The following is a 25,957-nucleotide window of genomic DNA, read 5'->3' as shown; positions in this document are numbered from 1 at the left end:
TTGCCAATATCCCGCTTTGCAACCAACATCCAAAAACACTTTATGTATAAAAAAGCGAGATTAATTAAATAAACCTCAGTTATTATCATTTTAAACACAGATTAAAATCATCAAAAACACCTAAAAACGAACAAATCATCAAAAATTATATTTGGCAAAATCCCGAATCGCTGGCACATTGATACTCAATTGAGACATCCTCAAATGAAATACAGCGGTTTAGGAGTTGCATTATGTGTTCGATTTTTTCAATTTTAGATATTCAATCCGATGCGAAAGAGCTACGCCAAGTGGCACTGGAAATGTCCAAACTGATGCGCCATCGAGGCCCAGATTGGTCAGGCATTTACGCCAGCGATAAAGCGATTTTGGCCCACGAACGCTTGGCCATTGTCGATATTGAACATGGCGCGCAACCACTGCTAACCGAAGATGGCAGCCTTATCCTCGCGGTCAACGGTGAAATCTATAACCACAAAGAACTCAAAGCCCAACTCGGCGATAAATACAGCTATCAAACCAACTCGGATTGCGAAGTCATTCTGGCGTTGTATCAGGAATATGGCACTGAATTTCTTGATAAATTAAACGGTATTTTCGCCTTCGTACTCTACGACAAAGCCAAAGACGCTTATCTTATTGGCCGCGATCATATGGGTATCATTCCGCTCTACACGGGTCGAGATGCGGCAGGTAACTTCTATGTCGCCTCCGAAATGAAAGCCCTGATGCCAGTGTGTAAAACCGTGGAAGAATTCCAGCCGGGCCAATACTTATTCTCAAGCGATGCTGCAGCAGTGAAATACTACACCCGCGATTGGCAACAGTATGATGCAGTTAAAGATAACGGCGCCAGCCAAGAAGAACTGCGTGAAGCTCTAGAAGCCGCAGTAAAACGTCAATTGATGTCCGATGTACCTTACGGAGTATTACTCTCCGGCGGTTTAGACTCATCGGTGATCTCGGCTATCACCCAGACATTTGCCAAACGCCGTATCGAAGATGACGGTGAAACAAACGCTTGGTGGCCACAGCTACACTCCTTTGCTGTCGGTTTAAAAGGCGCTCCGGATTTAATCGCCGCCAAAAAAGTTGCCGATGCCATTGGAACGATTCACCATGAGATCAACTTTACCTTCCAAGAGGGTTTAGATGCGATTAAAGAAGTCATCTACCACTTAGAAACCTATGATGTGACCACCATTCGTGCTGCCACACCCATGTATCTGATGGCGCGTAAAATCAAGGCGATGGGGATCAAAATGGTGTTATCGGGTGAAGGTGCCGATGAACTCTTTGGCGGCTACTTATACTTCCATAAGGCGCCAAACGCACAGGCCTTCCACGAGGAACTCGTGCGTAAGCTGGATAAACTGCATCTATTCGACTGTCTACGCGCCAACAAAGCCATGGCCGCGTGGGGACTGGAAGCCCGTGTGCCTTTCCTCGATAAGGAATTTATGGATGTGGCGATGCGCATTAACCCTGAGGCAAAAATGTCTAAGGATGGCCGGATTGAGAAACACATTCTGCGCCAAGCCTTTGAGCATAAATTACCTAAAGAAGTCGCCTGGCGTCAAAAGGAACAATTTAGTGATGGCGTAGGCTACTCTTGGATTGATGGTTTGAAGGCCCATGCCGCAGAACAGGTCGACGATTTGCAACTGGCCAACGCGAAGTTCCGCTTCCCGTATAACACGCCAGAAACCAAAGAGGCTTACTTCTATCGCTGTTTCTTTGAAGAGCATTATCCATTGCCAAGTGCTGCCGAAACGGTTCCTGGTGGCAAGTCGGTCGCCTGCTCTACCCCAGAAGCGCTGGCATGGGATGAAAGTTTACGGGGTATTATCGACCCATCAGGCCGCGCCGTGCGCTCAGTGCATGCCGCCAGTTATTAACCACTGATATCCCATCCTAATAATAAAGCCACCCTCGGGTGGCTTTATTACCTTTAACGCTTTGCCCCATTCATTTAGCTTTGCCAAGCAAGCTAAAATACGGCCGAGCAATAATACCTTGAGTGATTCAAGAAGAAGCGAACCAATGATCTAGGCCGAAATTGCCAATGGTAAAACTGGCGTCATATCTTTAGCCTTAGAGATTTGCCAAGAGAACCCAGCAAGAAACGCCTTCCCCGCCTTTATCCCTTGCTGGTAATCAATCCGTAAATCCGCATCTGTGCTACCTAACAGCTTACTCTGTAATGGTGACTTAGCAAAAATCTGCACAATTTCAACATCATCGGGAGGATTTGCAATAAAGTCTAGCTCGGTCTGATAGGCTTGTTCATGCTGCACTAAGTAATCAATGGTCTTAGGGCAAAAACCTGAGACGCAGATCCACGACTTGAGTTTATGTACCCAAGCGGATTGGGCTTGAAAATCCTCATTCACCGTTCTGACCACCACAATTTTACGGGCGCCGCGTCGATACGCTTCACGCACAGGTAGCGGCGCAGCTAAACCGCCATCGAGATAAAAATCCTGCTCTGGCTCAGCCATAACTTCGGCATGATTAGCAGATTCAATCGCTAACCAAGGTGTTAACTTCACCCCTTGTTTATATAAAAAAGGCAATGCGCTAGAGGCTTTAAGTAGTTCACGCCAGTGATCGTGGTTGGTTGGGCTCAAGAAATACCCTTGGCGATCGCTGACTCGCGTGGTGGTGATAAGAAGTTCTCGCCCACGGAGGGATTGACTCGCCGCGGCTAAATCTAGCTTAAAGCTTCCACGTTGAATCTGGTCAAAATACCAGTCGAGATCGATCACATTGGCGCCAATCAGACCTCGTCCTAATTGATAGAAGCGTTTATGACGCGTTAAGCCACGGATAAGTTTTTTAGCGTATCCCTTTTGCCTAGCTAAGAAACTGGTCAAGTTTTGCGAGCCAGCGGAGGTACCAATCAATAAATCGAAAGGGTCGAACTCCGCATCAAGCCAAGCATCGAGTACGCCTGCGGTAAAAATACCGCGCTGACCACCACCCTCTGCAATTAACGCCACTTTAGGCGCGGTAACAGATTGAGAAGCTGAGGATAAATGGTTAATCGGCGGCATAACTGACCTTATCGCAATGGAGAATAGATAAGCCTAGTCTAAACAAAGAAAGCCATAGTAAAAAACGGATAGAATCTATTGTTGTAATCGATAAATATAAGAAGCGTTTTGCGTGAATTAAAGCACTTTAGCAACGATGCAATACTCGCATACATAGTTAAAAGCTATAGGTAACGTTGCTTGTAGATACAATGCGTTGCATATGCAATCTAAGCCCGCGAATCGTCACGCTGGCTTAGATTGCACTTGGGTTAGAACTTATGGCTCAGTTCAAGCGTGACATTGCGCGGCTCGCCAGGGAAATGACCATTGCGTTCACTAAACCCGCTGACAGCATATTCCTTATCGAAGATATTCTTCAGATTTACGCGCACTTGGGTTTGGTCCCACTGGGTCGTCCAGCTCATATCAAACACTGTATGGGGTTTCACCGTTTGACCATTGAGGCTAAATTGCTCGCCCACATAGTCCATCCCAAAAGCAATGGCGGAATCAATCGCTTGAATATCGTAGCGCGTCCATAGCCCGGCTTGATGGCGCGGCGCATTGGCAAAGTGTTTGCCGTCGCCAAAGGTGTTGGTTAGGCTGTCGTTGGTCACGCCCTTGATCACTTCCGTATCGTTATAGGCATAGTTAGCCGTTACGGTAAGGTTATCTGTGAGATCGCCCACCAGCGTCCATTCCACCCCTTGGCTACGTACTTCGCCAAAATTAACTAAATTCGGAATACCATCGTCATCCCCAGTATCTAAAGGGTTAGCCTGGGCCACATTTTGTTTTTCAATGCGATAGAGTGCAAGCGTGGTCATAAACTGGCCATCGAGCCACTCGTTTTTCATCCCAAGTTCTATTTGATTACCAGTTTCGGGATCGAGTGCGCCGTCACTTTTGATGCTCTCTTGATCAGACAATGCTGCCGGATTGAAACTCTCTGAGTAGTTCAAGTAGAAAGACATCGCATCGATTGGACGATAATTCAATCCAGCCCTTGGGGTAATGGCATTATCGCTAAAGGAGAATCCGGTCTTTTTATCGTAATCATCAAACTGGCTGAAGCGTAGACCAGCAATTAAAGACCACTGCTCGTTGAAATGCAGATGCTCTTGCAAATAGAGGCCAAAACGGTTGGCACGGGTACCGTCGGTATCCATGTCTTTTAACTGATAAGCACTTGGGTTTGTTTCACCGTAATTCAGCTCAAAGATATTCAGATTACCCACGCCTTCCTTACTGGTCGCCAACTTGTAATGGTACTCGGTTTCGACGTAGTGATAATCACCACCAAACAGGAACTCATGCTCAAAACCTAAGGCATTAAAACGATAGACAAAATCATTGGTTAAACTGATTTCGTCATTGGCACGGGATTGGACACGATATTCACGTTTGATCGTACCATCTGCGCTGTTTGCCTTGCCATCACCATTCACATCGACCCAACCACGGGATTCGTGATATTGCTGATCGGATTCATTATTCAGGTAACGAATTTGAGTTTTTACCGAAAAATCATCACTAAATTGATGATCGAGAATCGCTTGCAGCACCAAGGCATCCATTTTCTGGAAATCGCTTTTCTCGTTGGCATTGTAGGAAGGATCGACAAGGAAATTACCCGCATCATCCACGGGTACACCACGGAGTCGATTGCCACCCAAATCCTGCCTTATCAGATCGAAGGTGGTGGTGAGCTTGGTATCTTCACTGATTTCATAGAGTAAACCACCTGCCACTTCGGCATTTAAGCTATCGGCATTGTTACGAAAGCTATCTTCCTGCTGATAGTAGCCCCCCAATCGATAGGCTAAATCCTCAGTTAAACCGCCAGTGAAATCCAGCGAGCCGCCCATCATATCGTAGCTACCCGTGCTTAAGGTGAGCTCTTTACGCTCGACAAAGGTCGGTTTCTTCGTCACATAGTTAATCATTCCGCCGGGTTCACCGCCGCCATAGAGTGCCGATGCAGGGCCTTTTAATACTTCAACCCGCTGTACGTTGAACAGTTGTGGCACCGAAAATCCCGAATACGGGTCGCCACGTACACCATCGTAAAACACGTTTGCATCATCGCGAAAGCCACGAAAGGTCACGCCGGAATAGCTAAATTCACTCACACCGGCAATGGAGCGGTATAAGTCAGTGATGTTACGAGCGGCTTGATCGTCAATCAGTTGCTCGGTCAGCACTTGTACAGACTGCGGCAATTCCATCACATTGATTGCCGTTTTAGTGCCGATTTCAGTCTCTTTATCGACATACATCTGCATGGCGCGACCACGCACGACAATTCGCTCTGGCGCCTTAGTCTCGGCTTGTGCTTCGGCCTGAGTGTTGGTTTGTATATCGGCTTGTACCGTTGAAGTACTTTCTTGCTCAGGTTTACTCTCTTGAGCGTTAGGCGCAGCCGCTAAGGCCAAATGCGGCATCAGGGCAAGCGTTAGTATTGAATAGGCAAAACGTGATTTCACAAAGTCCCCCAACCTTGAGCAAACCTGTGGTTTACCCATGTCATCTAAAATGTGCTGTCATTATAAAGTTTGATTGCTAGATGACAATAATTCTCATTTAAATTTACATCGGTCAGGGTTTGTAACAATTGTAAAGAGAGTCTACTCGTTATGTGTGGATATAGCGGCATGACTCTTAGTGCATAGCACTTACTGAATGGCGTTTAACGAAAGCCATCTCCAATAAAAAAGCCAGCATCACTCTGCTGGCTTTTTACTGTTTTTAGTGGCTATACGCTTTGAATATAAAAACTTAAAAAACAGCCTCATCAAGCGTGGTTAGCATCTCACTCGCCTGCTCCAACTGTTTACGCAGGCTGCGGCTCTGCACAGCCCAATACGCCATATAAAAGTCCGCCGTTTTCAGTTTAGCCTGGTAAAACTCCGCCTCTTGAGTGCCATTTGCGAGCGCAGTTAGCGCAATCTTGGCCATACGCGCCCACATCCATGCCAGAGCCGTAATGCCAAATAACTCCAGATACGCCATCGATGCGGCGCCGATAATGTCGGGATTGCTTGCTGCATGGCTCGCTAAATAACCACTCGCCTTTTGTAAATCGGTGGCGCAATCCACTAGCCCACTCACGTAGGGCTGCATTTGCGCATCTTTGCCCTGTGATTGAATAAACTCAGTAACCAGCGCTGACCATTGCTGCATGGCAGCACCGCGATCGCTCAGCAGTTTACGCCCAACTAAATCGAGCGCCTGAATACCATTCGTGCCTTCATAAATCAGTGCAATACGGCTATCACGCACAAATTGCTCCATCCCCCACTCGTGGATATAACCATGACCGCCAAACACTTGCTGCGCATCCACGCAGGCATTAAAGCCTCGGTTTGTGATAAACCCCTTCACCACTGGCGTAAACAAGGCCGCTAATTGCGAGGCCGCTTTAGCTTTTGCAGGATCACTATGGCGCTCAGCCTCATCAAGCCACAGCGCCTGCTGGCCAACAAGTGCACGGGCACCTTCATTGAAGGCTTTTTGCGATAACAACATCCGGCGCACATCACCGTGTACCAAAATCGGGTCGGCAGCTTTTTCAGGCGCTTTAGCGCCACTAATGGCGCGGCTCTGCAATCTGTCCTTGGCATAGGCTAAGGCATTTTGATAGGCGATTTCGGACACGCCTAATCCCTGCATTCCAACCCCCAAACGCGCTTGGTTCATCATGGTAAACATGGCGCGCAGCCCTTGGTGGGGTTCTCCCACTAACTCACCGAGTGCATCCTCAAATACCATCACACAGGTTGAGTTGCCGTGGATGCCCATTTTATGCTCAAGCCCACTGGCATAGAGGCTGTTCGCCTCTCCTAAACTACCATCGCTGTTCACTAACACTTTGGGCACAGCAAACAGCGAAATGCCCTTAACCCCTTCGGGCGCATCGGGCAAGCGTGCTAACACTAAGTGCACTATGTTATCGGTAAATTGATGGTCGCCCGAAGAGATAAAAATCTTCTCACCAGTGATCGCAAAGTAGCCGTCCGCCGCAGGCACGGCCTTAGTACGCAATAGTGCTAAGTCGGTTCCGGCATGGGATTCGGTGAGGTTCATGGTGCCAGTCCATTCACCACTCACTAATTTCGCTAGATACTTCTGTTTAAGTGCCTCACTGCCGTGGGCATGAATGGCCGCATAGGCGCCGTGGGTAAGGCCGGGATACATGGCAAAGGCCATGTTAGTCGAGGTTTGCATCTCGGTGGCGAAAATCCCGACTACTTCGGGCAGTCCTTGGCCACCGTAGGCGGGATCGCAGGTCAGTGTCGGCCAACCATTGTCGACAAATTGCTGATAGGCGTCGGCAAAACCTTCGGGGGTAACCACTTTACCATCCACGAGTTTGCAGCCCTGCACATCCCCCACGCTATTTAACGGCAACATCACCTCAGTACTGAAATCCGCCATACCCTGTAGGATGGCATCAACCAGATCGGGGTCGATTTCATCGAAGCCTTTTAGGGCATCTTGCTGATAAATATGCAACATTTCATCGAGGATAAATTGATAGTCACGCAGTGGTGCTTGATAGACTGGCATAATCGCTTCCCTTTCTTGTTTTATGGCAATGGACTAAGTGCTCTGACCACTTTAGCTAAATCTGTTGAAAAAGGAAGCATCTGAGCCTCTGTGCAGTGACTTTTGTTTGCACAATCGAACAGCAAAACCGTAAATTGATCGCAACAAAGGCTTATGCTCAAGTGCAAAAGTTTGTAAGCTAAGTGTCTGTATTGCTGATACGTCATCAGGTTGAGGATATTGTTACTATGGGTTCTGTTACCACCAAAAAACACGCAAACGGGCTCGATTATGTCGAAGTGAACACTGCGTTATGCCAAGCAAGGATTTTTTTACAGGGCGCGCAAATCGATCATTTTCAACCCGTAGGTAAGCCCCCCTTGTTATGGGTGTCTTCAGCGGATGACTATCAACCCGGTAATGGGATCCGTGGCGGAGTGCCCGTCTGCTGGCCTTGGTTTGGTATGAGCAATCAAGCTAATTTCCCGCAACATGGTTTTGCCCGCACCCGAATTTGGACACTCGAGTCGGTTGAGATGCGTAATCAACTGGTGGATTTACGTTTTAGCTTAGCCATCAGCGAAGAAGATAAGATCTTTTGGCCGCACCATACCCAAGTCAACGTATTCTTTACCTTAGGTGAAACCTTAAGTATCAGCTTAGTTAACACTAACCTTGGCGATGTGCCGGTTACACTCACCCAAGCGCTACACAGCTATTTTCCGATTGAAGATATTCACCAGCTTAAAGCCACTGGTTTTAGCGGTGCTCAATATATTGAGTTTGCCGAAGGGCCTTACCCGCAAACGACGGATGACGTGTTATTTGACCGCGAAACCGACCGTGTGTACACCAACCTAGGTCCAGTACAACACTTACATACGCCCAAAGGTGTGATTGAAGTGAGCCGTGAAAATAGCCACTCGGCCGTGCTGTGGAACCCTTGGATTGAAAAATCGACCCGTCTTGCCCGCTTTAATGACGATGACTATCTCACCATGGTGTGTCTCGAAGCCGCCAATGTGCTTGAAGATAAGTTAACGCTGGCTCCCGGCGAGAGCCACAGTTTAGTTACCCATATTCGCTGGGCAGACTAATCGGTCTTTATCACCTCATCAATGAAAAGCCCAGTGCATGACTGGGCTTTTTTATACTATCAAATTCACTATGGCCAGCTGTTTGGCAATAACCGCCTACTTAGGGTTTTTCTCAAAACGGGCTAACAAGCTTGAGGTGTCCCAGCGATTACCGCCCATGGCTTGAACTTCTGAGTAAAACTGATCCACAAGCGCGGTTAAGGGTAAGTGCGAGCCATTGCGACGAGCCTCTTCTAGGGCAATGCCTAAATCCTTACGCATCCAATCGACGGCAAAACCAAAATCATAGCTTTGGCCCCACATGGTCTTGTAGCGATTTTCCATCTGCCAGCTTTGCGCCGCACCTTTACTGATCACTTCCACCACTTTTTCACCGTCAAGACCGGCCTTCCGAGCAAATTGCAGCGCTTCGGCAAGGCCTTGAACCACACCTGCAATACAAATTTGGTTGACCATCTTAGTGAGCTGGCCGGCACCAACTTCACCTAAACGCTCAGCGCAGCGCGCAAACGCCTCGATAACGGGCTTGACACGCTCGAACACGGCTTGATCGCCCCCGACCATCACGGTCAGTACGCCATTTTCGGCACCAGCTTGGCCACCCGATACAGGCGCATCGAGAAAATCGACGCCTTTTTCGGCCAGCACTTTATGTAATTCACGGGCCACATCGGCAGAAGCCGTCGTATGGTCCACCAATACTGTGCCTGGCGCCATTCCATGGATCACGCCATCATTGCCTAATACCACTTCACGCAAGTCGTTATCGTTGCCTACACAGGTAAAAACAATATCTTGGCCGATTGCCGCCTCTTTAGGCGTTGGGCAGCAGCGACCACCGTAGTTCTCGACCCAGGTTTGTGCCTTGGCAAAAGTGCGGTTATACACAGTAACCTCATGGCCCTTGTTGAGTAAGTGTCTTGCCATGGGGTAACCCATTACGCCTAAACCAATAAATGCGACTTTTGCCATGAGGAACTCCTTTAATTGATAAACAAGGTGAAACGTTTTACACCACACATTTGCACTGCGTTCATTTAACCTCACTGAATTAACACAATAGATTAACGACACACAGGATGCGCGCTTATGTTACTCCGAGAAAGACCCTACCCAAACTAAAAAAATGCGAGCAAGTGTTTCAACTTAAAAGGTCAATCTGTAGCTAAAACGGTGGCGGCAGTGTAGCACTCGATTAGGCGAGCGTCAGAGTAAAAATGCCCTTGGCAACAAACGCAGTGTTCGACAGAAACAACAAAGGCGCACAGAGGCGCCTTTGTTTTTATAACTAACTCAAATCACTTTTGTACGTGTGCTTCCATTTCGGCGCCAATTTTCTTGCGCATTTCCATTAAGCGCAGTGCGGAATCACGCAGATGAATATCATACTCAGTCTGCGGCACCCATTCAGGCACGGGTGTAGGTTGACCATTTTCATCCACGGCAACCATGATGACGATACAGTGAGTGGTGAGATGACGCTCAGAGACCTTAGGATCCCCTGCCCGCACATCAATACCGATGTGCATAGAGGTCTTACCGGTATAAATCACCTTAGCGCTGACTTCGACGATATTTCCCACGAGGATTGGCTGAACAAATCGAATTCCACCCGCATAGGCGGTAATACAATATTTACCACTCCAGCCCGCAGCACAGGCATAAGCCGCAAGGTCAATCCATTTCATCACAGCGCCACCGTGAACCTTACCACCAAAATTCACATCTGCGGGTTCTGACAAAAATCTCAGGGTAATTTGTCTATCGATACCAGCCATATAACCTCAACTTATTCAGCCTCTGTGGCTCAATGATTTTGCAATAAGTTGAGTTTACGATAGAAATGCGCAATAGCGTAAAGATAATTACGATTGCCCCAGTGAAGAGAACCGATTTAGCCAAAGTAACTTATCAGCCCACAGGAGAGTAATAATCCCGGCAACGCCAGGCGATACAACCACAGCTGTAATTGACTGCTAACAAAGCGAGTGCCCTTGCCATAAGTGTAAACACCCAACCCAGCCAAAAACAGCCCAATCACTTCAAATCCCGATGACATATGGTTACTGCCACCGACACTGATGGCGGTCACCAATAAGGCGAACCACACCAACACATATGCCGCAATCGCAAAGGTGAAGGTCTTCATGCCGATATCCATATTAGGATGCCAAGCTTTGGATTCACCACGAATTAATTCGGTCAAATTTGCGGTTACGGCACCAACGATAGGCACAAGCGGGATCACCAGAGGGTTTAACATGACAGATTTCCTTTTAAATAGAATATGCCTGTCATTATCGGCGGCAAAGGGCATTAAACAAGCTTGATGAACAAAGGTTAACTATTTGGATATCAGCAGGTTAGAAAGTGATATTAGGCACAATTCGAGCATAAAAAAATGCGCCAGTAGGCGCATTTTTTATCGAGCTAACCGCTGTTTAGACTTTCTTAAACAGCAATGAACCGTTAGTGCCACCAAATCCGAAGGAGTTACACAGAGCATACTCTAACTTTACATCACGGGCAGTATGCGCCACGAAGTCTAAATCACAGCCTTCGTCTGGATTATCGAGGTTGATGGTCGGTGGTACGGCTTGATCGCGCAGCGCAAGCAGAGTGAAAATCGCTTCAACCGCACCCGCAGCGCCCAGCAAGTGACCCGTCATAGACTTAGTCGAGCTGACAAGCAGGTTGTAGGCATGATCGCCAAACACAGATTTCACCGCAGCCGCTTCAGCTTTATCACCCGCAGGCGTTGAAGTGCCGTGCGCATTGATATAACCAATTTTTTCAAATGGCAGCTTAGCATCATTCACTGCATTGACCATAGCGGCCGCAGCGCCCGCTCCATCACTTGGAGGCGATGTCATATGGAACGCATCACCACTCATACCAAAGCCGACGAGTTCACCATAAATGGTCGCACCGCGCGCCTTCGCGTGCTCGTATTCTTCCATCACCATCACACCCGCACCATCACCGATGACAAAACCATCACGGTCTTTATCCCATGGGCGACTGGCCGCCGTTGGGTCATCGTTACGGGTTGACAGCGCTTTGGCCGCACCAAAACCACCAACACCGAGTGGACAAGTCACATCTTCGGCGCCACCGGCAACCATTACGTCAGCATCGCCATAGGCAATAGTGCGCGCCGCAAAACCGATATTATGCACACCGGTAGTACAGGCGGTAGTGACGGCAAAGTTAGGGCCCGTCATACCGTACATAATCGATAAATGGCCGGCAATCATATTGATAATGGTGCTTGGCACGAAGAAAGGCGAAATTTTACGAGGGCCACCACTTAATAGCGCGCTGTGGTTTTGTTCAATCAACCACATACCGCCCATGCCAGCACCGATTGCGGTACCCACACGGCCAGGGTTTTCTTTGCTCATATCCAGACCTGAGTCTTGGATAGCTTGGATGCCCGCAGCCATACCATACTGAATAAAGAGGTCCATTTTGCGGGCGTCTTTTTTAGTTAAGTACTGCTCAACATCGAAATCTTTTACAGAACCACTGAAACGAGTGGTAAATTCGCTGGCATCAAATTTAGTTATGGGCGCAATCCCACTCTTACCCGAAAGCAGGGCTTTCCAAGTAGTGTCGACAGTATTGCCCACGGGCGTTACTAACCCTAAACCGGTTACCACTACACGACGTTTAGACACGGCAGTCACCTTTTGAATGCTAAATAGATTAAGTTATGACAGACAAATGCGATTCTATCATTAAAATGTCTTCGCCAATCTGCGGCGAGCATCTCATGGATAAATTCAACACAGCTTCCAGAGACGATTGAATGGCACTATTGCAGAATTAGGCGGGGATAAAACAAAAACAGGCGGCATATTTGCCGCCTGTTCTCTAGAATTCAGAATTACTGATTCTTAGAAACGTAATCGATCGCTGCTTGAACAGTAGTGATCTTTTCAGCTTCTTCATCAGGGATCTCGGTATCAAACTCTTCTTCCAGAGCCATAACCAACTCAACAGTGTCCAGAGAATCTGCACCCAGATCGTCAACGAAAGATGCCGCTGGTTTAACGTCTTCTTCTTTAACGCCCAGTTGCTCTACAATGATTTTCTTTACACGTTCTTCGATGTTGCTCATTAGTTTTCTTTCCTATTCAAATTACGCACTTGCGTAAGATTGCGAGTAGTTTATTAGATTTGGCTGACAATGCAAGCTTAGTTTTCGTGGTCTAACCACGAAATTTAGCGACCAATTGATACAGATCACTACTCAGTTGCGACAGTATCCCTGCCATCCGCCCTTAAACCATGTACATTCCGCCATTCACATGCAAAGTCTCGCCTGTGATATAAGCGGCAGAGTCCGACGCCAAGAAGAGTACGGCATTGGCAATTTCTTGCGCTTGCCCTAATCGTTCCATCGGAACCTGAGACATGATAGCTTTTTGCTGATCTTCGGTCAGCTCATCAGTCATATCGGTCTGGATAAATCCAGGAGCGATAGCATTAACTGTAATTTGACGAGATGCAACCTCTCTTGCAAGAGATTTTGTAAATCCGATCAAACCAGCTTTTGCTGCCGAGTAGTTAACTTGACCTGCATTGCCCATAGTGCCTACCACTGAACCGATATTGATGATCCGGCCGAAACGCTTTTTCATCATGGTACGCATCACAGGTTTTGATAGTCTGAACAATGATGTCAGGTTGGTATCGATGATATCGTTCCATTCATCATCTTTCATTCGCATCAGCAAATTATCACGGGTGATACCCGCGTTGTTGACTAGAATATCAACATCACCCGCTTTTTCTTTGATCGAATCGAATAAATCGGTGACGGATTGACTATCGGTAACATTAAGCACTAAACCAAAACCTTTGTCACCCAGATATTCTTGAATTGCTGCGGCGCCCTTCTCACTTGTGGCAGTTCCAACCACAATCGCACCGGCTTCGACTAAGGTTTCGGCAATCGCGCGGCCAATACCACGACTCGCGCCTGTCACTAAGGCAACTTTGCCCGCTAAACTCAGATTGATACTCATACAAACTCCTTATTCAGTTAACGCGGCAAGGGATGCAACGTCATTAACTGCTTGGGCAGAAAGAGATTTATTAATGCGTTTCGCAAGACCTGTTAATACTTTACCAGGACCACACTCAACTAACTGGGTAATACCTTTTTCGGCCATTAATTCAACGGTTTCGCTCCAGCGTACAGGGCAATACAGTTGACGCACCAGCGCATCTTTAATGTCGGCAACCACAGTGGGTGATGCCACATCTACGTTATTAATAACGGTGATGCTCGGCGCATTAAACTGCACATCGTTTAACGCAAGAGCTAATTTATCAGCAGCAGGTTTCATTAATGCGCAGTGTGATGGCACGCTGACAGGCAAGGCTACCGCCATTTTGGCGCCCGCAGCTTTACAGGCCGCAGCGGCGCGTTCAACCGCATCTTTTTGACCGGCGATAACCACTTGGCCAGGGCTGTTGAAGTTAACTGGGCTTACCACTTCGCCTTGAGCGGCTTCAATACACGCATTAGCAATACCGTCATTATCTAGACCGATAATCGCGTACATAGCGCCAGTACCGGCGGGTACGGCTTGCTGCATCAATTGACCACGTAGTTCAACCAGTTTGATCGCATCTTTAAAGTCGATGACACCAGCACAAACTAATGCAGAATATTCGCCTAGGCTGTGACCCGCTAACATCGCAGGCATAGCTTTACCAGAGGCAACATAGGCACGCCAAATCGCCACACTTGCCGCTAATAAAGCAGGCTGAGTTTTATCGGTTTCATTTAAGGTTTCAACGGGGCCGTCTTGCACTAATGCCCACAAGTCATACCCTAACACCTCACTCGCTTCGGCAAAGGTTTGTCCCACAATCGGCTGTACAGCAGCCAGTTCGGCTAACATGCCTAGGGCCTGTGAACCTTGGCCTGGGAATACAAAAGCTACATTTTCCATATCAAATTACCTATGGCGAACTTAATTTATTGAACACTAAACCGTTATCTTGGACGGCTAACCAAGATAACGATGAGCAGGAATTTATTCGTATACAGATACGGTTAAAAACGGACGAGCGCACTGCCCCACGCAAAACCAGCGCCAAAGGCTTCGAGCAGCAAGAGCTGACCACGTTGGATCCGACCATCACGCACAGCTTCATCCAGAGCAATAGGTACCGAAGCCGCCGAGGTATTACCATGCTTAGCAAGGGTTAACACAACTTTATCTAAGCTCATGTCTAGCTTTTTCGCCGTGGCATTAATAATGCGGAAGTTAGCCTGATGCGGCACCAACCAGTCGATTTCCGACTTATCGATATTATTCAGGCGCAAGGTTTCAGTCACGACATGGGATAACTGAGTCACCGCCACTTTAAAGACGTCATTGCCTTTCATCGTCATAAAACCAACCGCTTCAGAGGTTTCCCCCTGACGTGGTGGGAAAGCGCACTTAAGCAAATCGCCTTGACGACCATCGGCATAAATATGGGTTGAAATAATCCCGGGATCATCGGAAGCACCGATAACCGCCGCCCCCGCACCATCCCCAAACAGAATGATGGTGGTACGATCTTCCGGCTCACACAGACGGGATAAAACGTCAGCACCAATCACTAATACTTTTTTCGCGGTACCATTTTTAACGAATTGGTCCGCAACCGATAAGGCATACACAAAGCCTGAACAAGCCGCCGCGATATCGAAGGCTGGAATGGTGTGCACACCGAGCATGGCTTGGATTTCGCAGGCCGCGGCAGGGAATGCATTTGCCGCACTGGTTGTACCGCAAATGATCATATCTAAATCTGATGCCTCAATACCGGCCATCTCTAACGCATTTAATGCCGCCTGATAGCCCATCGTTGAGACAGTTTCGTCTTGCGCTGCAATGCGGCGCTCTGAAATACCAGTGCGTTCAACAATCCATTGGTCACTGGTTTCCACCATTTTTTCCAAATCTTGATTACTACGCACCTGCACCGGTAGGTAACTACCAGTTCCGAGAATTTTTGTATGCATAAGGAGGAATCAGTTATTTATATCTAAAAGAATCGACTCCAAACGATCTTTTATCATTTCGGGGAGTCGACGTTGCGCTTCAGTCACTGCCAAACTAATTGCTTGTAAATAGGCAGTTTCATCCGCATTTCCATGGCTCTTTACAACTATGCCGCGCAATCCTATCAGACTTGCACCATTATAGTGGTCGGGGTTCATCTGGCTGAGAACCGCCTGAATGCGGGGGGCGATGAGTTTTGCCAAAAAACGCACGAAGAAACCTTGGGTTAGGCCCCGTTTTAACTGATGTACCAATAGCTTGGCAATGCCTTCAGAGGTTTTGAGCGTGATGTTACCCACAAAACCATCACAAACGATCACATCAACATTCCCAGAATAGATTTCATCACCTTCAATAAAGCCGGTGTAATTAATCTGATCAGTGTTTTGCAGTATTTGTGCCGCTTGTTGAACCTGATCGTTGCCTTTGATTTCTTCTGTGCCTACATTAAGGAGTGCGACTTTAGGGCGAGATTTTTTATCCACGGCCTCACACAATACTGAGCCCATCACGGCAAATTGGAATAGCGTTTCGGAATCGCAGGAAATATTGGCACCTAGATCCAATAAATAAACTGGCTTTTGCGTCACGGAGGGTAAACAACTGACCAATGCAGGTCTGTCCACGCCGGGCAAGGTTTTTAACAGCACCTTGGCCATCGCCATTAACGCGCCGGTATTTCCCGCACTCACACACGCAGCAGCACGTCCATCTCGCACCAGTTCAATCGATAAACGCATAGAACTATTTTTACGAGTGCGCAAAGCGTGCACGGGCCTGTCAGACATACTCACCACTTCATCGGTGTGAATGACTTCAATACGGGAGAGTAACTCTTGTTCTGCTTGGTGCAGATAGACATCTATTTCAGTCTTATCACCGACTAAAATGATTTTAAGGGAAGAATGAGATTTTAGTGCCCGCAAAGCTGCAGGCACTGTGACGTGGGGGCCATGATCGCCACCCATCGCATCTAACGCGAGCGTCAGACTCGTCATTAGGAAACCAACAAATTACTTGTTGATTACCTTTTTACCGCGATAGAAACCATCAGCAGTCACGTTGTGACGCATATGGACTTCACCGCTGGTAGCGTCTACAGACAGCTGAGCAGTGCTCAGTGCGTCATGTGAACGGCGCATACCGCGCTTTGAACGAGATTTTTTATTCTGTTGTACAGCCATTGGCCCTGTCTCCTAGATTACTTGCTCTTCAGTTTTTCTAACACTGCAAACGGATTTGGACGCTCCTCTTGAGCGGGTTCGATCTCGCCTACAACTATATCCATTGACCCGATATTGCAATCAGTTTCTTCATGCATCGGGATGATGGGCATAGCGACTATCAATTCATCTTCGATCAATTGATGCAGACGTACTTCGCCAATCTCATTGCACTCAATTGGGTCATACGCATCCGGGAGCTCATCGATTTCTGCCTTAGTCCGGCATGGACCGAAGCAAAACTCGACCGTAACCTCAGTGGTAAATAGTGTCATGCAACGTTGACAAACCAGAGTGAGCTCCGTCACAGCCTTCCCTTTCAGGTAGACTATCCCCTGCAAATCTACGCCACATTCAAGCGACACTGCCACATCGGAACAGTCGCCGGCACATAACTCATTTAATCTTTTCAATTGCTGCCCAGGCACAATCCCCTCATAGGTAGAACGGCTCGAGGCGGCGCGAATAGGATCAATTGAAACCGGTATCTTTACTGTTTGCATAAGGCGCGCATATTATAGTTTGAAAACGCTAGAGTCAAAGAAAAATTTCTTACTTAAGTCCCAGTTTGCAACTTAAGCGATTCTCTAGCCCCAACATTGAATTAATGGAAGCGAAATTTTACCCAAGCAGGGGGCGGCACACAAGCGTAAGCCGTCTAAAATAGCCGCATTCACCGAAAGAATCCTCAATTACCTTCCTAAAGTGACGGCTTCTGTTACCACTGCTTGCATTCAATCATCCAGATTGGCGACAATAAGTGAAGTTTTCTAATGGATTATTAATGATGACGCCCCAGTTAATCCTCGCCTCCACCTCCGTATATCGGCAAGCACTGCTGAACAAATTAGGCTTACCCTTTGAGTGCTGCGATCCCAAGGTTGATGAAACCTCACTGCCTAATGAGTCAGCGCAAGCCTTAGTACAACGATTAGCGCTGGCAAAAGCAGAAGCTGGTGCAAAATATTGTCCTGATGATCTGATTATTGGCTCCGATCAGGTTGCCGTGATCGATGGCAAGATCATCGGTAAGCCATTAAATCGCGATAATGCGATTAAGCAGCTCAGTCAAGCCTCGGGGAAAGCCATTACCTTTTATACAGGTCTTGCGCTTTATAATGCTCAAACGGGTGAAATGAATGCCCAAGTTGAGCCTTTTACAGTGCATTTTCGGCACCTTACAGCATCACAAATCAGTGCTTATGTGGATAAAGAGCAACCGTTTTACTGTGCAGGCAGTTTTAAAAGTGAAGGTTTAGGCATTGCACTCTTTAATCGTTTAGAAGGACGAGATCCTAATACGCTCGTGGGATTACCTTTAATCTTACTCACGGAAATGCTGCTCAGCCAAGGCATAGATGTATTAGCATAATGCTTATAAATGCTGAAGGAGCTGCTGCGGTGAATCAATCAATGCTATCGGCTTAGCTTGTCGTAATACCGCCTCACTATGGGCGCCGTAAGTCACACCGATGCTATCGATACCTGCGTTCGCTGCCATGGTTAAATCCAGTAAAGAGTCACCGACCATCAAAGCACGCTCAGGCTGAATGCCCAGCTCCTGCAATAGGCTGATGATCATCTCAGGATGGGGCTTACTCTGCGCTTCATCGGCGCAGCGGGAGGCAATAAAGTAATGCCCTAATCCAGATTGTTCCCACACGCGCACCACCCCAGCTCTCGCCTTCCCCGTCGCCACGGCTAACTGATAACCCTTTGCAGATAATGATTCGAGCAATTGTGGTGCTTGGTCGAAGATTGGCGTTGGCGTGGTATCAAGATGCAAATACTGCGTCTTAAACTCGGCGCGCATCGTGATGTAACACTCTTCAGTGCCGGTGCTGACAGTAGAAGCAGTAGACATATCCTCTTCAGGAAACGCCGAAAATCGCTGTGATGAAGACAATAATCCGCAAGGAAACAACACTTGTAACGCCTGCGTCATCGACAAGCCAATCACATTACGAATATCCGCCTCAGCAGGAACAGGCAGCGCAAGTGCCCTAGCCATATTCTCAATGCAAATAATGATCTTGCCGATGGAATCCATCAAAGTGCCATCCCAATCAAAAATCACTAAATCATATTTACGCAGGGTAGAATGGTTGGCAGCCTTCATGCTTCAAGGTTATCCACGGGTATATAGAGGAGCGGGAATTAAACCCGCTTTAACTTATTCAACAGTTGCTGCAGATTATCATCCAGTGGTGCAGAAACCCGCATCACTTCATCGTTTTCAGGATGGATAAACATTAATTCTGCCGCGTGTAAAAACAATCTACTCAAGCCAAGCGAGCGCATACCGTCATCGAAAGCTTGCTCACTATACTTATCATCACAGGCAATGGGATGCCCGGCATATTGACAATGCACGCGAATTTGATGAGTACGTCCCGTGACAGGACTCGCCTGCACCAATGTACAACCTTGATAACGCTGCACAATTTTAAAACGCGTTTCTGATGGTTTGCCTTCTGCATTGACTCGCACAATGCGCTCACCGGATTTAAGTGTCAGCTTTAATAAAGGTTGTTTGACCACTTTATCCTGCGCCGACCACTCCCCCTTAACTAAAGCTAAGTAATCCTTCTGCATTTTTTTATAACGCAGTTGATCGTGCATATGTTTAAGCGCACTGCGTTTTTTAGCGACTAACAGTACGCCAGAGGTATCTTTATCAAGGCGATGAACCAACTCTAAAAACTTCTGTTGCGGACGTAAGGAGCGCAGCGCTTCAATCACACCATAATCAACACCACTGCCGCCATGAACCGCAATACCCGCAGGTTTATTGAGCACAATAAGATGATTATCTTCATGCAAAATACGATCTTCGAGTTGCGACACTTTGCTCAAGTTAGCCGAAGGCGCAGTCCGATTATCAGACTCAGCCATTCTCACGGGTGGCACACGTACCACATCACCAATTTGTAATTTATATTCTGGCTTAATGCGCTTCTTATTCACCCGTACTTCGCCCTTACGGACGATACGATAAATCATGCTCTTAGGTACACCTTTGAGCGCTGTGATTAAAAAATTATCAATTCGTTGGTCGAGGTGGTCTTCGTCAATGGTGATCAACTGCACCTGTTGCTGTGGAGATTCTATATTCATGATGTGCCATCTGCTTATAACGGCGGCCATTGTACAACAACTCACAAGAATTGTGCCTTTCCATTGCTGAATTTTTTGATTATTGCTATATTTCACCTGCGATTAGGGATAAGCAGTGAATAAAGTGTTCACAAACTCCCTGTCCCAAGTGAAAAGTTTTATAGATCAAAAAAGATTTTCTTGATAGCAACTCATTGATTTGCAAATCGTATACTGAGTAAAAATACCACAAATGCGTTTTTTACGATTAAATCGAGAATCTCACCTTACTTTATCAAGGTTTATCTAAAGCTTTTCTCACCGGATTTCGAAATATATTTTAACTTGTCGTCAGACAAACCGATTCGACTTGGGCATTACCGGAACGAAATTAAAGAATTTATGGGGTTGGTTGATGTTTTACAACGAATTCCTTGTTTTTGTAATCATTAAAAAATAAGCCATAAATAGGATGCGACACGCAGCGACTGCGTCTAACAGTAATGCGCACCTTGCCTAGCTCACCAGCCGTGAGGCTTTGTTCACCACAGCTAGGCCCGTAATGCAACGAAACGCGATTGTTTGATGACCTCCATTTAAAGAAGAATGACGTCATCATGAAACGTATGTTAATCAATGCAACTCAATCAGAAGAGTTGCGTGTTGCCCTCGTTGACGGGCAACAACTGTACGACCTCGATATTGAAAGTCCTGGTCATGAGCAAAAAAAATCAAATATTTACAAGGGTAAGATCACCCGCGTAGAGCCCTCTTTAGAAGCCGCTTTCGTAGACTATGGTGCTGATCGCCACGGCTTTTTACCATTAAAAGAAATTGCCAGAGAATATTTCCCTAAAGGTTATTCATTCCAAGGTCGCCCAAACATCAAAGAAGTCGTCAGTGAAGGACAAGAAGTTATTGTTCAAATTGACAAAGAAGAACGTGGCAACAAAGGTGCAGCGTTGACCACCTTTATTAGCCTTGCTGGTTCTTACTTAGTGTTAATGCCAAACAACCCACGTGCAGGCGGTATTTCTCGCCGTATCGAAGGGGATGAGCGTACTGAATTAAAAGAAGCTATGGCCGATTTGGAAGTCCCTGCTGGTATGGGCCTTATCGTCCGTACCGCTGGTGTGGGTAAAGAGTCGACAGAGCTGAAGTGGGACTTAAAAGTTCTGCAACACCACTGGGCGGCGATCACTGAAGCGGCGCAAACCAAAGGCGCACCTTTCCTCATTCACCAAGAAAGCAACGTGATTGTTCGCGCCATTCGTGACTATTTACGCCGTGATGTCGGGGAAATTTTAATCGACCATCCACGTATTTTCGAAGAAGCCAAACAGCATATCGCACTTGTGCGCCCTGATTTTGTTGAACGTGTAAAACTCTACGAAGCTGAAGTACCGTTATTCACTCACTTCCAAATCGAGTCTCAAATCGAATCAGCCTTCCAACGTGAAGTACGTCTACCATCGGGTGGCTCAATCGTCATTGACCCAACTGAAGCCTTAACCTCTATCGATATCAACTCTGCCCGTGCCACCAAGGGCGGCGATATCGAAGAAACCGCATTAAATACCAACCTTGAAGCCGCCGATGAAATTGCCCGTCAATTACGTCTACGTGACTTAGGTGGCTTAGTGGTTATTGACTTTATTGATATGACGCCAGTGCGCCATCAACGTGAAGTCGAAAACCGCCTACGTGATGCCGTGCACCATGACCGCGCTCGCGTTCAATTAGGTCGTATTTCTCGTTTCGGCTTGATGGAAATGTCACGCCAGCGTCTGCGTCCATCATTAGAAGAATCCGCTGCACATATCTGCCCTCGCTGTCATGGCCAAGGCACTATCCGCAGTACTGAATCTTTAGCGTTGTCGATTCTGCGTTTGATGGAAGAAGAAGCCATCAAAGAAAATACCTCACAAATCGAAGCCATTGTGCCTGTCGATGTGGCTGCATTCCTGCTTAACGAGAAACGTAAAGCGATTCGTATCACCGAACAACGCCATGACGTGGAAGTCTATGTGATCCCAGATCCACATATGATGACCCCAGATTATCGTGTGATCCGTCACCGCACCGACGATGAAATCGATGAATCCAGCTACAAGCGCATCGAACAGCCTGAAGCAAAATTGTACGAGCCACGTAAACTGGAACGTACTGCGGCGCCAGCTCCAGCCCTAAAAGGCTTTGCTGCTCCACAAAAAGTGGAACAAGACACTGCACCAGTTGCCAAAGTTGAAACCGCACAGCCAGGTTTCTTCAGTAAACTCTTCAGTGCAATTGGTGCTTTCTTTAGCTCAAGTGATAACGCAGTCGCAGAAAAGAGCACCGAGACTAAGAAGCCAGACAGTCAAGCCACGAATGCCAGCCGTCGCAATCGTCGTAACGACACTCGCCGTACTCGCAATCCACAAGATACTGAAAAAGCGAAAGAAGGTACTCGCGAACCACGTACTCGTAATGCTAAAAAAGTCGCCGATGCACCACAAGCTCAAGAGCGCCCAATCCGTGAAAAGGATGAAAGTGCGAAACGTGCTAAGCCTGAGCCTAAACCCCGCAATCAAGCAGTTAAAGAAGTGACTGCGGATGTTCAAGACGAAGCACCAAAGCAAGAGGTCGTCCGTGAACGTCGTCAGCGCCGTAATATGCGCCGTAAAGTTCGTATCGACAACACCACAGATGTTGTAGAAACGTCAATTCAGGAAGAAGCGATTTTAGCTGAGTTGGTTGCAATCAATGCGGATGTCACGGTAGAAGTGCAACCGGAAGTGAAAGCGCCGCGCCGCCGCCAGCCACGTAAAGAGGTTATGGTTGCGAATGAGGTCGGCGACACCACAGTATCAGAAGCTGCTGATGTGGTAGAAACTAAGCCAGCCGATGCTATTGTTGATATGCCTGTTGTTGAAAGCCAACCAGACACTCAAGTGGATGCTAAGTTAGACACTCAACCAGCGGTCATTGATGAAGATAACGCCGAAGCAAATGTTGATGCAGATGACAAAGCCAAACGTGAATCCCGTGATGGACAACGTCGTAGCCGCCGTAGTCCTCGCCATCTGCGAGCTGCTGGTCAACGCCGTCGCCGCGATGAAGATGAACAAGGCACAACGGCTCCTGCGCAGTTCATTCCTAATGATGCGTTAGGCGAAGATCAAGACTATCCAGCACCAACTGCAGTTGTTGAAACGGCTAACTTAACAGAGCAAACCGTGGCTGAAACGGTTGCAGTTGAAGTTGAAGTGAAGAGTACAGCAACGCAGCCTGCGCCGATTGTGCACACTGCTGATGTGATCTCCTCAACTGAAGCCGCAGTCTCTCAAAGCATAGCGACTGAAAGCACGGTATCAGATACCACAGTAACTGAATCCTCCGCGGAAATTAAGTCTGATACTGTTGTCGCTGAAGTCACATCTAAACCTGTCGTTAACGATAAGGCCGCTGAAACGGTTAAAGCATCTGATGCCGAGCCACAATCAGCAACAGCACCAGCACCAGCAGTGCAAGCCACAGAGGTTATGCAAATAGTGACTGATATAACTCCTGAAGCAAAAGCCGAAGAAGTGACACCAGTGACAGAAAAGACTGAGCCGAAAGAAGCGGTAAAATCAGTCGCATCAGCACCGATGGCGAAACCTGCAGCGTTTGTTAAACCTCAGGCAAAACCTGTAATGGCGCAAGCTGCTACGGCTCAACCAACGGAAGTTGTCGTCAGCAAACCGAAAGCGTCTAGCCGTTTTGGTGCTATGGTATCATCTGAAATGACTAAACCAACGGTAGAAGTCAGAGCGCAGGTTGAAGTGCCTAAAGGCCGTGAGTATGAAAATACCGCCACCGCTGAAGCCACTGAACCTAAGCTGAAACACAGCAATAGTGCTGAATCGGATATGGCTCGTCCATAGGACCCTTCCACAATCTAAAAAGCCATGCATATGCATGGCTTTTTTATTTTCAGCTAATTAAGGCATATTTCAGGTTTAGCTTAATCAGTTAATTTGGTAGTATGCGCGGCTTATTTTGTCTACACACCAGTAACAGAGGTTTCATGTTCGATCTCTTCCGCCACAAAACATCTGGCTACAAAGCCGATATACTCTCAGGGCTAACCGTCGCACTCGCACTGATCCCTGAGGCTGTTGCCTTTGCTTTTGTTGCCAATGTCGAACCTATGGTGGGCCTCTATGCGGCTTTTATTATGGGATTGGTCACCGCACTGATTGGTGGTCGACCTGGGATGATTTCTGGTGCAACAGGAGCGATGGCCGTGGTCATGGTGTCCTTAGTGGTTGAACATGGCGTGCAATACTTATTTGCGGCTGTCGTGCTGGCAGGATTAATCCAAGTCAGCGCTGGCATCTTTAAACTGGGGAAATTTATTCGCATCGTACCCTATCCGGTGATGATAGGTTTTGTAAACGGCCTCGCCATTGTGATTTTTTTGGCACAACTTGGCCAGTTTAAAGTAAAAGACACTGCTGGAAACTTAGTCTGGTTACCACCAGAGCCGTTGTTGCTGATGTTTGCTCTCGTAGCATTAACCATGGCAATTATTTATTTCTTGCCTAAGCTGACCACTGCAATACCGTCCTCGTTGGTCGCAATTCTTAGCGTCACGGCTATTGTCGTCAGCTTTGATCTTGATACTCGTAACGTATTGGATTTTCTCAAGACTATGAGTGGTGACGAGAATGCGACAATTGCAGGCTCACTCCCAAGCTTTGCAATCCCACAGGTACCTTTTAACCTTGAGACGCTCTATATCATTCTGCCCTATTCCTTTATTTTAGCCGCAGTCGGATTAATCGAATCCCTGTTAACCTTGACGGTTATCGATGAGATGACCCATACCCGAGGACGCAGCAATAAAGAATGTATTGGCCAAGGTGTAGGTAACATCACCAGCGGCTTTTTTGGGGCTATGGGTGGTTGTGCCATGATCGGTCAATCGATGATTAATATTAATTCTGGTGGCCGCGGCAGGTTATCAGGGATTACCGCGGCCATTGGCCTACTGGCATTTATTCTCTTTGGTGCAGCCTTTATCGAAATTATTCCGTTAGCAGCCCTCGTTGGGGTGATGTTTATCGTTGTACTCGGCACATTCGAATGGGCAAGTTTTAAGTTTATGGGCAAAGTGCCCAAACATGATGCCTTTGTGATCGTTCTTGTAACCACAGTAACTGTGTTTACTGATCTCGCCTTTGCTGTATTTGTGGGAGTGGTGGTATCCGCGCTGGTATTTGCTTGGCAGCATGCAAAACACATTAGCGTCAAAGTGACTCAAAACTCTCAAGGCTGGAAAGTCTATGAGCTTAATGGACCACTGTTTTTCGGTTCTGTCGCGAGTTTCCTCGAGTTATTTGATGCTTCACAGGATCCACAGGATGTCGTCATCGATTTTAAGTTTTCTCGCGTAGCCGATCACTCCGCCTTAGAAGCGATTGATACGCTTGCTGAGCGTTATGTGTCCATAGGCAAAAGACTACATTTGGTGCATTTAAGTGCTGATTGTAAAGCCTTACTTCATAAGGCAGGTGATCTTGTTGAAGTGAATCTGTTGGATGACCCACATTATAAAGTCGCGGATGATAAACTCGACTCCTAATGAAGTCACTATCCATCCTTAAGCAACGGTCCACGGCACTGCAATATGGCTGTAGGCTAACAGTTATCGCCCTGAATGTTCGCGTACGTAAATAGTCAATTTTCAAGCCAAACTTATGTATTTATTAATATAGTTAACAGCGAAATAAACAAAATTCACGGGAAAAATGATAACAGCTAACAGCAGATTAATCTGAACGAGATCTTAAAAGTGAGAGAAATGAGAGAAATGGGAGATGTAGGTATTAAGATAAAACAGCACAAATAAAAAG

21 protein-coding genes are annotated in these 25,957 nt (G+C 47.1%); 5 read left to right on the top strand and 16 right to left on the bottom strand.

Annotation, left to right across the window (positions count from 1 at the left end):
• Positions 1-233 precede the first annotated feature (233 nt).
• Positions 234-1,898, top strand: coding sequence for an asparagine synthase B (asnB, locus tag KXJ80_RS11355; RefSeq protein WP_055648383.1), 1,665 nt, complete (start codon positions 234-236; stop codon positions 1,896-1,898).
• Positions 1,899-2,048: 150 nt separating this feature from the next.
• Here the strand turns inward: asnB and KXJ80_RS11350 are convergent, their stop codons facing one another.
• The 3 genes from KXJ80_RS11350 to KXJ80_RS11340 form a co-directional block, all read right to left on the bottom strand.
• Positions 2,049-3,056, bottom strand: a complete 1,008-nt coding sequence (locus KXJ80_RS11350; protein ID WP_099458273.1) for a patatin-like phospholipase family protein — start codon at positions 3,054-3,056, stop codon at positions 2,049-2,051.
• A 251-nt stretch (positions 3,057-3,307) separates the two neighbouring features.
• Positions 3,308-5,524 carry a TonB-dependent siderophore receptor gene (locus tag KXJ80_RS11345; RefSeq protein ID WP_218738760.1) on the bottom strand — a complete coding sequence of 739 codons (2,217 nt, stop codon included), beginning with the start codon at positions 5,522-5,524 and terminating at the stop codon, positions 3,308-3,310.
• Positions 5,525-5,816: 292 nt separating this feature from the next.
• Positions 5,817-7,607 (bottom strand): acyl-CoA dehydrogenase C-terminal domain-containing protein, encoded by a 1,791-nt coding sequence (locus KXJ80_RS11340; RefSeq protein ID WP_218738761.1) that lies wholly within the window; start codon positions 7,605-7,607, stop codon positions 5,817-5,819.
• A gap of 227 nt (positions 7,608-7,834) precedes the next feature.
• Between KXJ80_RS11340 and KXJ80_RS11335 the strand changes: the two genes are divergently transcribed.
• A complete protein-coding gene (locus tag KXJ80_RS11335) occupies positions 7,835-8,683 on the top strand; it encodes a D-hexose-6-phosphate mutarotase (protein WP_218738762.1) in 849 nt (282 codons plus the stop codon).
• A 96-nt stretch (positions 8,684-8,779) separates the two neighbouring features.
• Here the strand turns inward: KXJ80_RS11335 and KXJ80_RS11330 are convergent, their stop codons facing one another.
• The 11 genes from KXJ80_RS11330 to yceD form a co-directional block, all read right to left on the bottom strand.
• Positions 8,780-9,655: an NAD(P)-dependent oxidoreductase gene (locus KXJ80_RS11330; RefSeq protein WP_172590644.1), complete on the bottom strand. Its 876-nt coding sequence runs from the start codon at positions 9,653-9,655 to the stop codon at positions 8,780-8,782.
• A gap of 326 nt (positions 9,656-9,981) precedes the next feature.
• Positions 9,982-10,461, bottom strand: a complete 480-nt coding sequence (locus KXJ80_RS11325; protein ID WP_037419717.1) for an acyl-CoA thioesterase — start codon at positions 10,459-10,461, stop codon at positions 9,982-9,984.
• Positions 10,462-10,577: 116 nt separating this feature from the next.
• Entirely contained in the window at positions 10,578-10,946 is a 369-nt protein-coding gene (locus KXJ80_RS11320) for a hypothetical protein (protein WP_037419714.1), read from the bottom strand.
• Positions 10,947-11,124: 178 nt separating this feature from the next.
• The gene (gene fabF, locus KXJ80_RS11315) at positions 11,125-12,363 is read right to left on the bottom strand and encodes a beta-ketoacyl-ACP synthase II (protein ID WP_037427243.1); all 1,239 of its coding nucleotides are present in this window, start codon (positions 12,361-12,363) and stop codon (positions 11,125-11,127) included.
• 209 nt (positions 12,364-12,572) lie between these two features.
• A complete protein-coding gene (gene acpP, locus KXJ80_RS11310) occupies positions 12,573-12,806 on the bottom strand; it encodes an acyl carrier protein (protein ID WP_006081231.1) in 234 nt (77 codons plus the stop codon).
• Positions 12,807-12,969: 163 nt separating this feature from the next.
• Positions 12,970-13,716 carry a 3-oxoacyl-ACP reductase FabG gene (gene fabG / locus KXJ80_RS11305; protein ID WP_011623152.1) on the bottom strand — a complete coding sequence of 249 codons (747 nt, stop codon included), beginning with the start codon at positions 13,714-13,716 and terminating at the stop codon, positions 12,970-12,972.
• A 9-nt stretch (positions 13,717-13,725) separates the two neighbouring features.
• Complete coding sequence (gene fabD, locus KXJ80_RS11300) at positions 13,726-14,652, bottom strand: ACP S-malonyltransferase (protein ID WP_099458278.1); 927 nt, start codon at positions 14,650-14,652, stop codon at positions 13,726-13,728.
• A gap of 104 nt (positions 14,653-14,756) precedes the next feature.
• Positions 14,757-15,716: a beta-ketoacyl-ACP synthase III gene (locus KXJ80_RS11295; protein WP_099458279.1), complete on the bottom strand. Its 960-nt coding sequence runs from the start codon at positions 15,714-15,716 to the stop codon at positions 14,757-14,759.
• Between the two features lie 9 nt (positions 15,717-15,725).
• Positions 15,726-16,754 (bottom strand): phosphate acyltransferase PlsX, encoded by a 1,029-nt coding sequence (gene plsX, locus KXJ80_RS11290; protein WP_037419691.1) that lies wholly within the window; start codon positions 16,752-16,754, stop codon positions 15,726-15,728.
• A gap of 15 nt (positions 16,755-16,769) precedes the next feature.
• Positions 16,770-16,940: a 50S ribosomal protein L32 gene (rpmF, locus tag KXJ80_RS11285; protein WP_011072715.1), complete on the bottom strand. Its 171-nt coding sequence runs from the start codon at positions 16,938-16,940 to the stop codon at positions 16,770-16,772.
• 17 nt (positions 16,941-16,957) lie between these two features.
• Positions 16,958-17,482 (bottom strand): 23S rRNA accumulation protein YceD, encoded by a 525-nt coding sequence (yceD, locus tag KXJ80_RS11280; protein WP_011072716.1) that lies wholly within the window; start codon positions 17,480-17,482, stop codon positions 16,958-16,960.
• A 284-nt stretch (positions 17,483-17,766) separates the two neighbouring features.
• Between yceD and KXJ80_RS11275 the strand changes: the two genes are divergently transcribed.
• Positions 17,767-18,351 carry a Maf family protein gene (locus KXJ80_RS11275; protein WP_218738903.1) on the top strand — a complete coding sequence of 195 codons (585 nt, stop codon included), beginning with the start codon at positions 17,767-17,769 and terminating at the stop codon, positions 18,349-18,351.
• Positions 18,352-18,354: 3 nt separating this feature from the next.
• On the opposite strand, the gene KXJ80_RS11270 is transcribed toward KXJ80_RS11275, so the two are convergent.
• Both KXJ80_RS11270 and rluC read right to left on the bottom strand, forming a co-directional pair.
• The gene (locus KXJ80_RS11270) at positions 18,355-19,098 is read right to left on the bottom strand and encodes an HAD-IA family hydrolase (RefSeq protein ID WP_218738763.1); all 744 of its coding nucleotides are present in this window, start codon (positions 19,096-19,098) and stop codon (positions 18,355-18,357) included.
• Positions 19,099-19,136: 38 nt separating this feature from the next.
• Complete coding sequence (gene rluC, locus KXJ80_RS11265; protein WP_218738764.1) at positions 19,137-20,096, bottom strand: 23S rRNA pseudouridine(955/2504/2580) synthase RluC; 960 nt, start codon at positions 20,094-20,096, stop codon at positions 19,137-19,139.
• A gap of 596 nt (positions 20,097-20,692) precedes the next feature.
• Between rluC and rne the strand changes: the two genes are divergently transcribed.
• A complete protein-coding gene (rne, locus tag KXJ80_RS11260; protein WP_218738765.1) occupies positions 20,693-23,983 on the top strand; it encodes a ribonuclease E in 3,291 nt (1,096 codons plus the stop codon).
• A 143-nt stretch (positions 23,984-24,126) separates the two neighbouring features.
• Positions 24,127-25,686, top strand: a complete 1,560-nt coding sequence (locus KXJ80_RS11255) for a SulP family inorganic anion transporter (RefSeq protein ID WP_218738766.1) — start codon at positions 24,127-24,129, stop codon at positions 25,684-25,686.
• Positions 25,687-25,957 lie beyond the last annotated feature (271 nt).

The organism is Shewanella xiamenensis (assembly GCF_024971755.1).
Taxonomy (GTDB): domain Bacteria; phylum Pseudomonadota; class Gammaproteobacteria; order Enterobacterales; family Shewanellaceae; genus Shewanella; species Shewanella xiamenensis.
The sequence above is the reverse complement of the archived record's forward strand: the minus strand, read 5'-3'. Positions and strand labels throughout refer to the sequence as shown.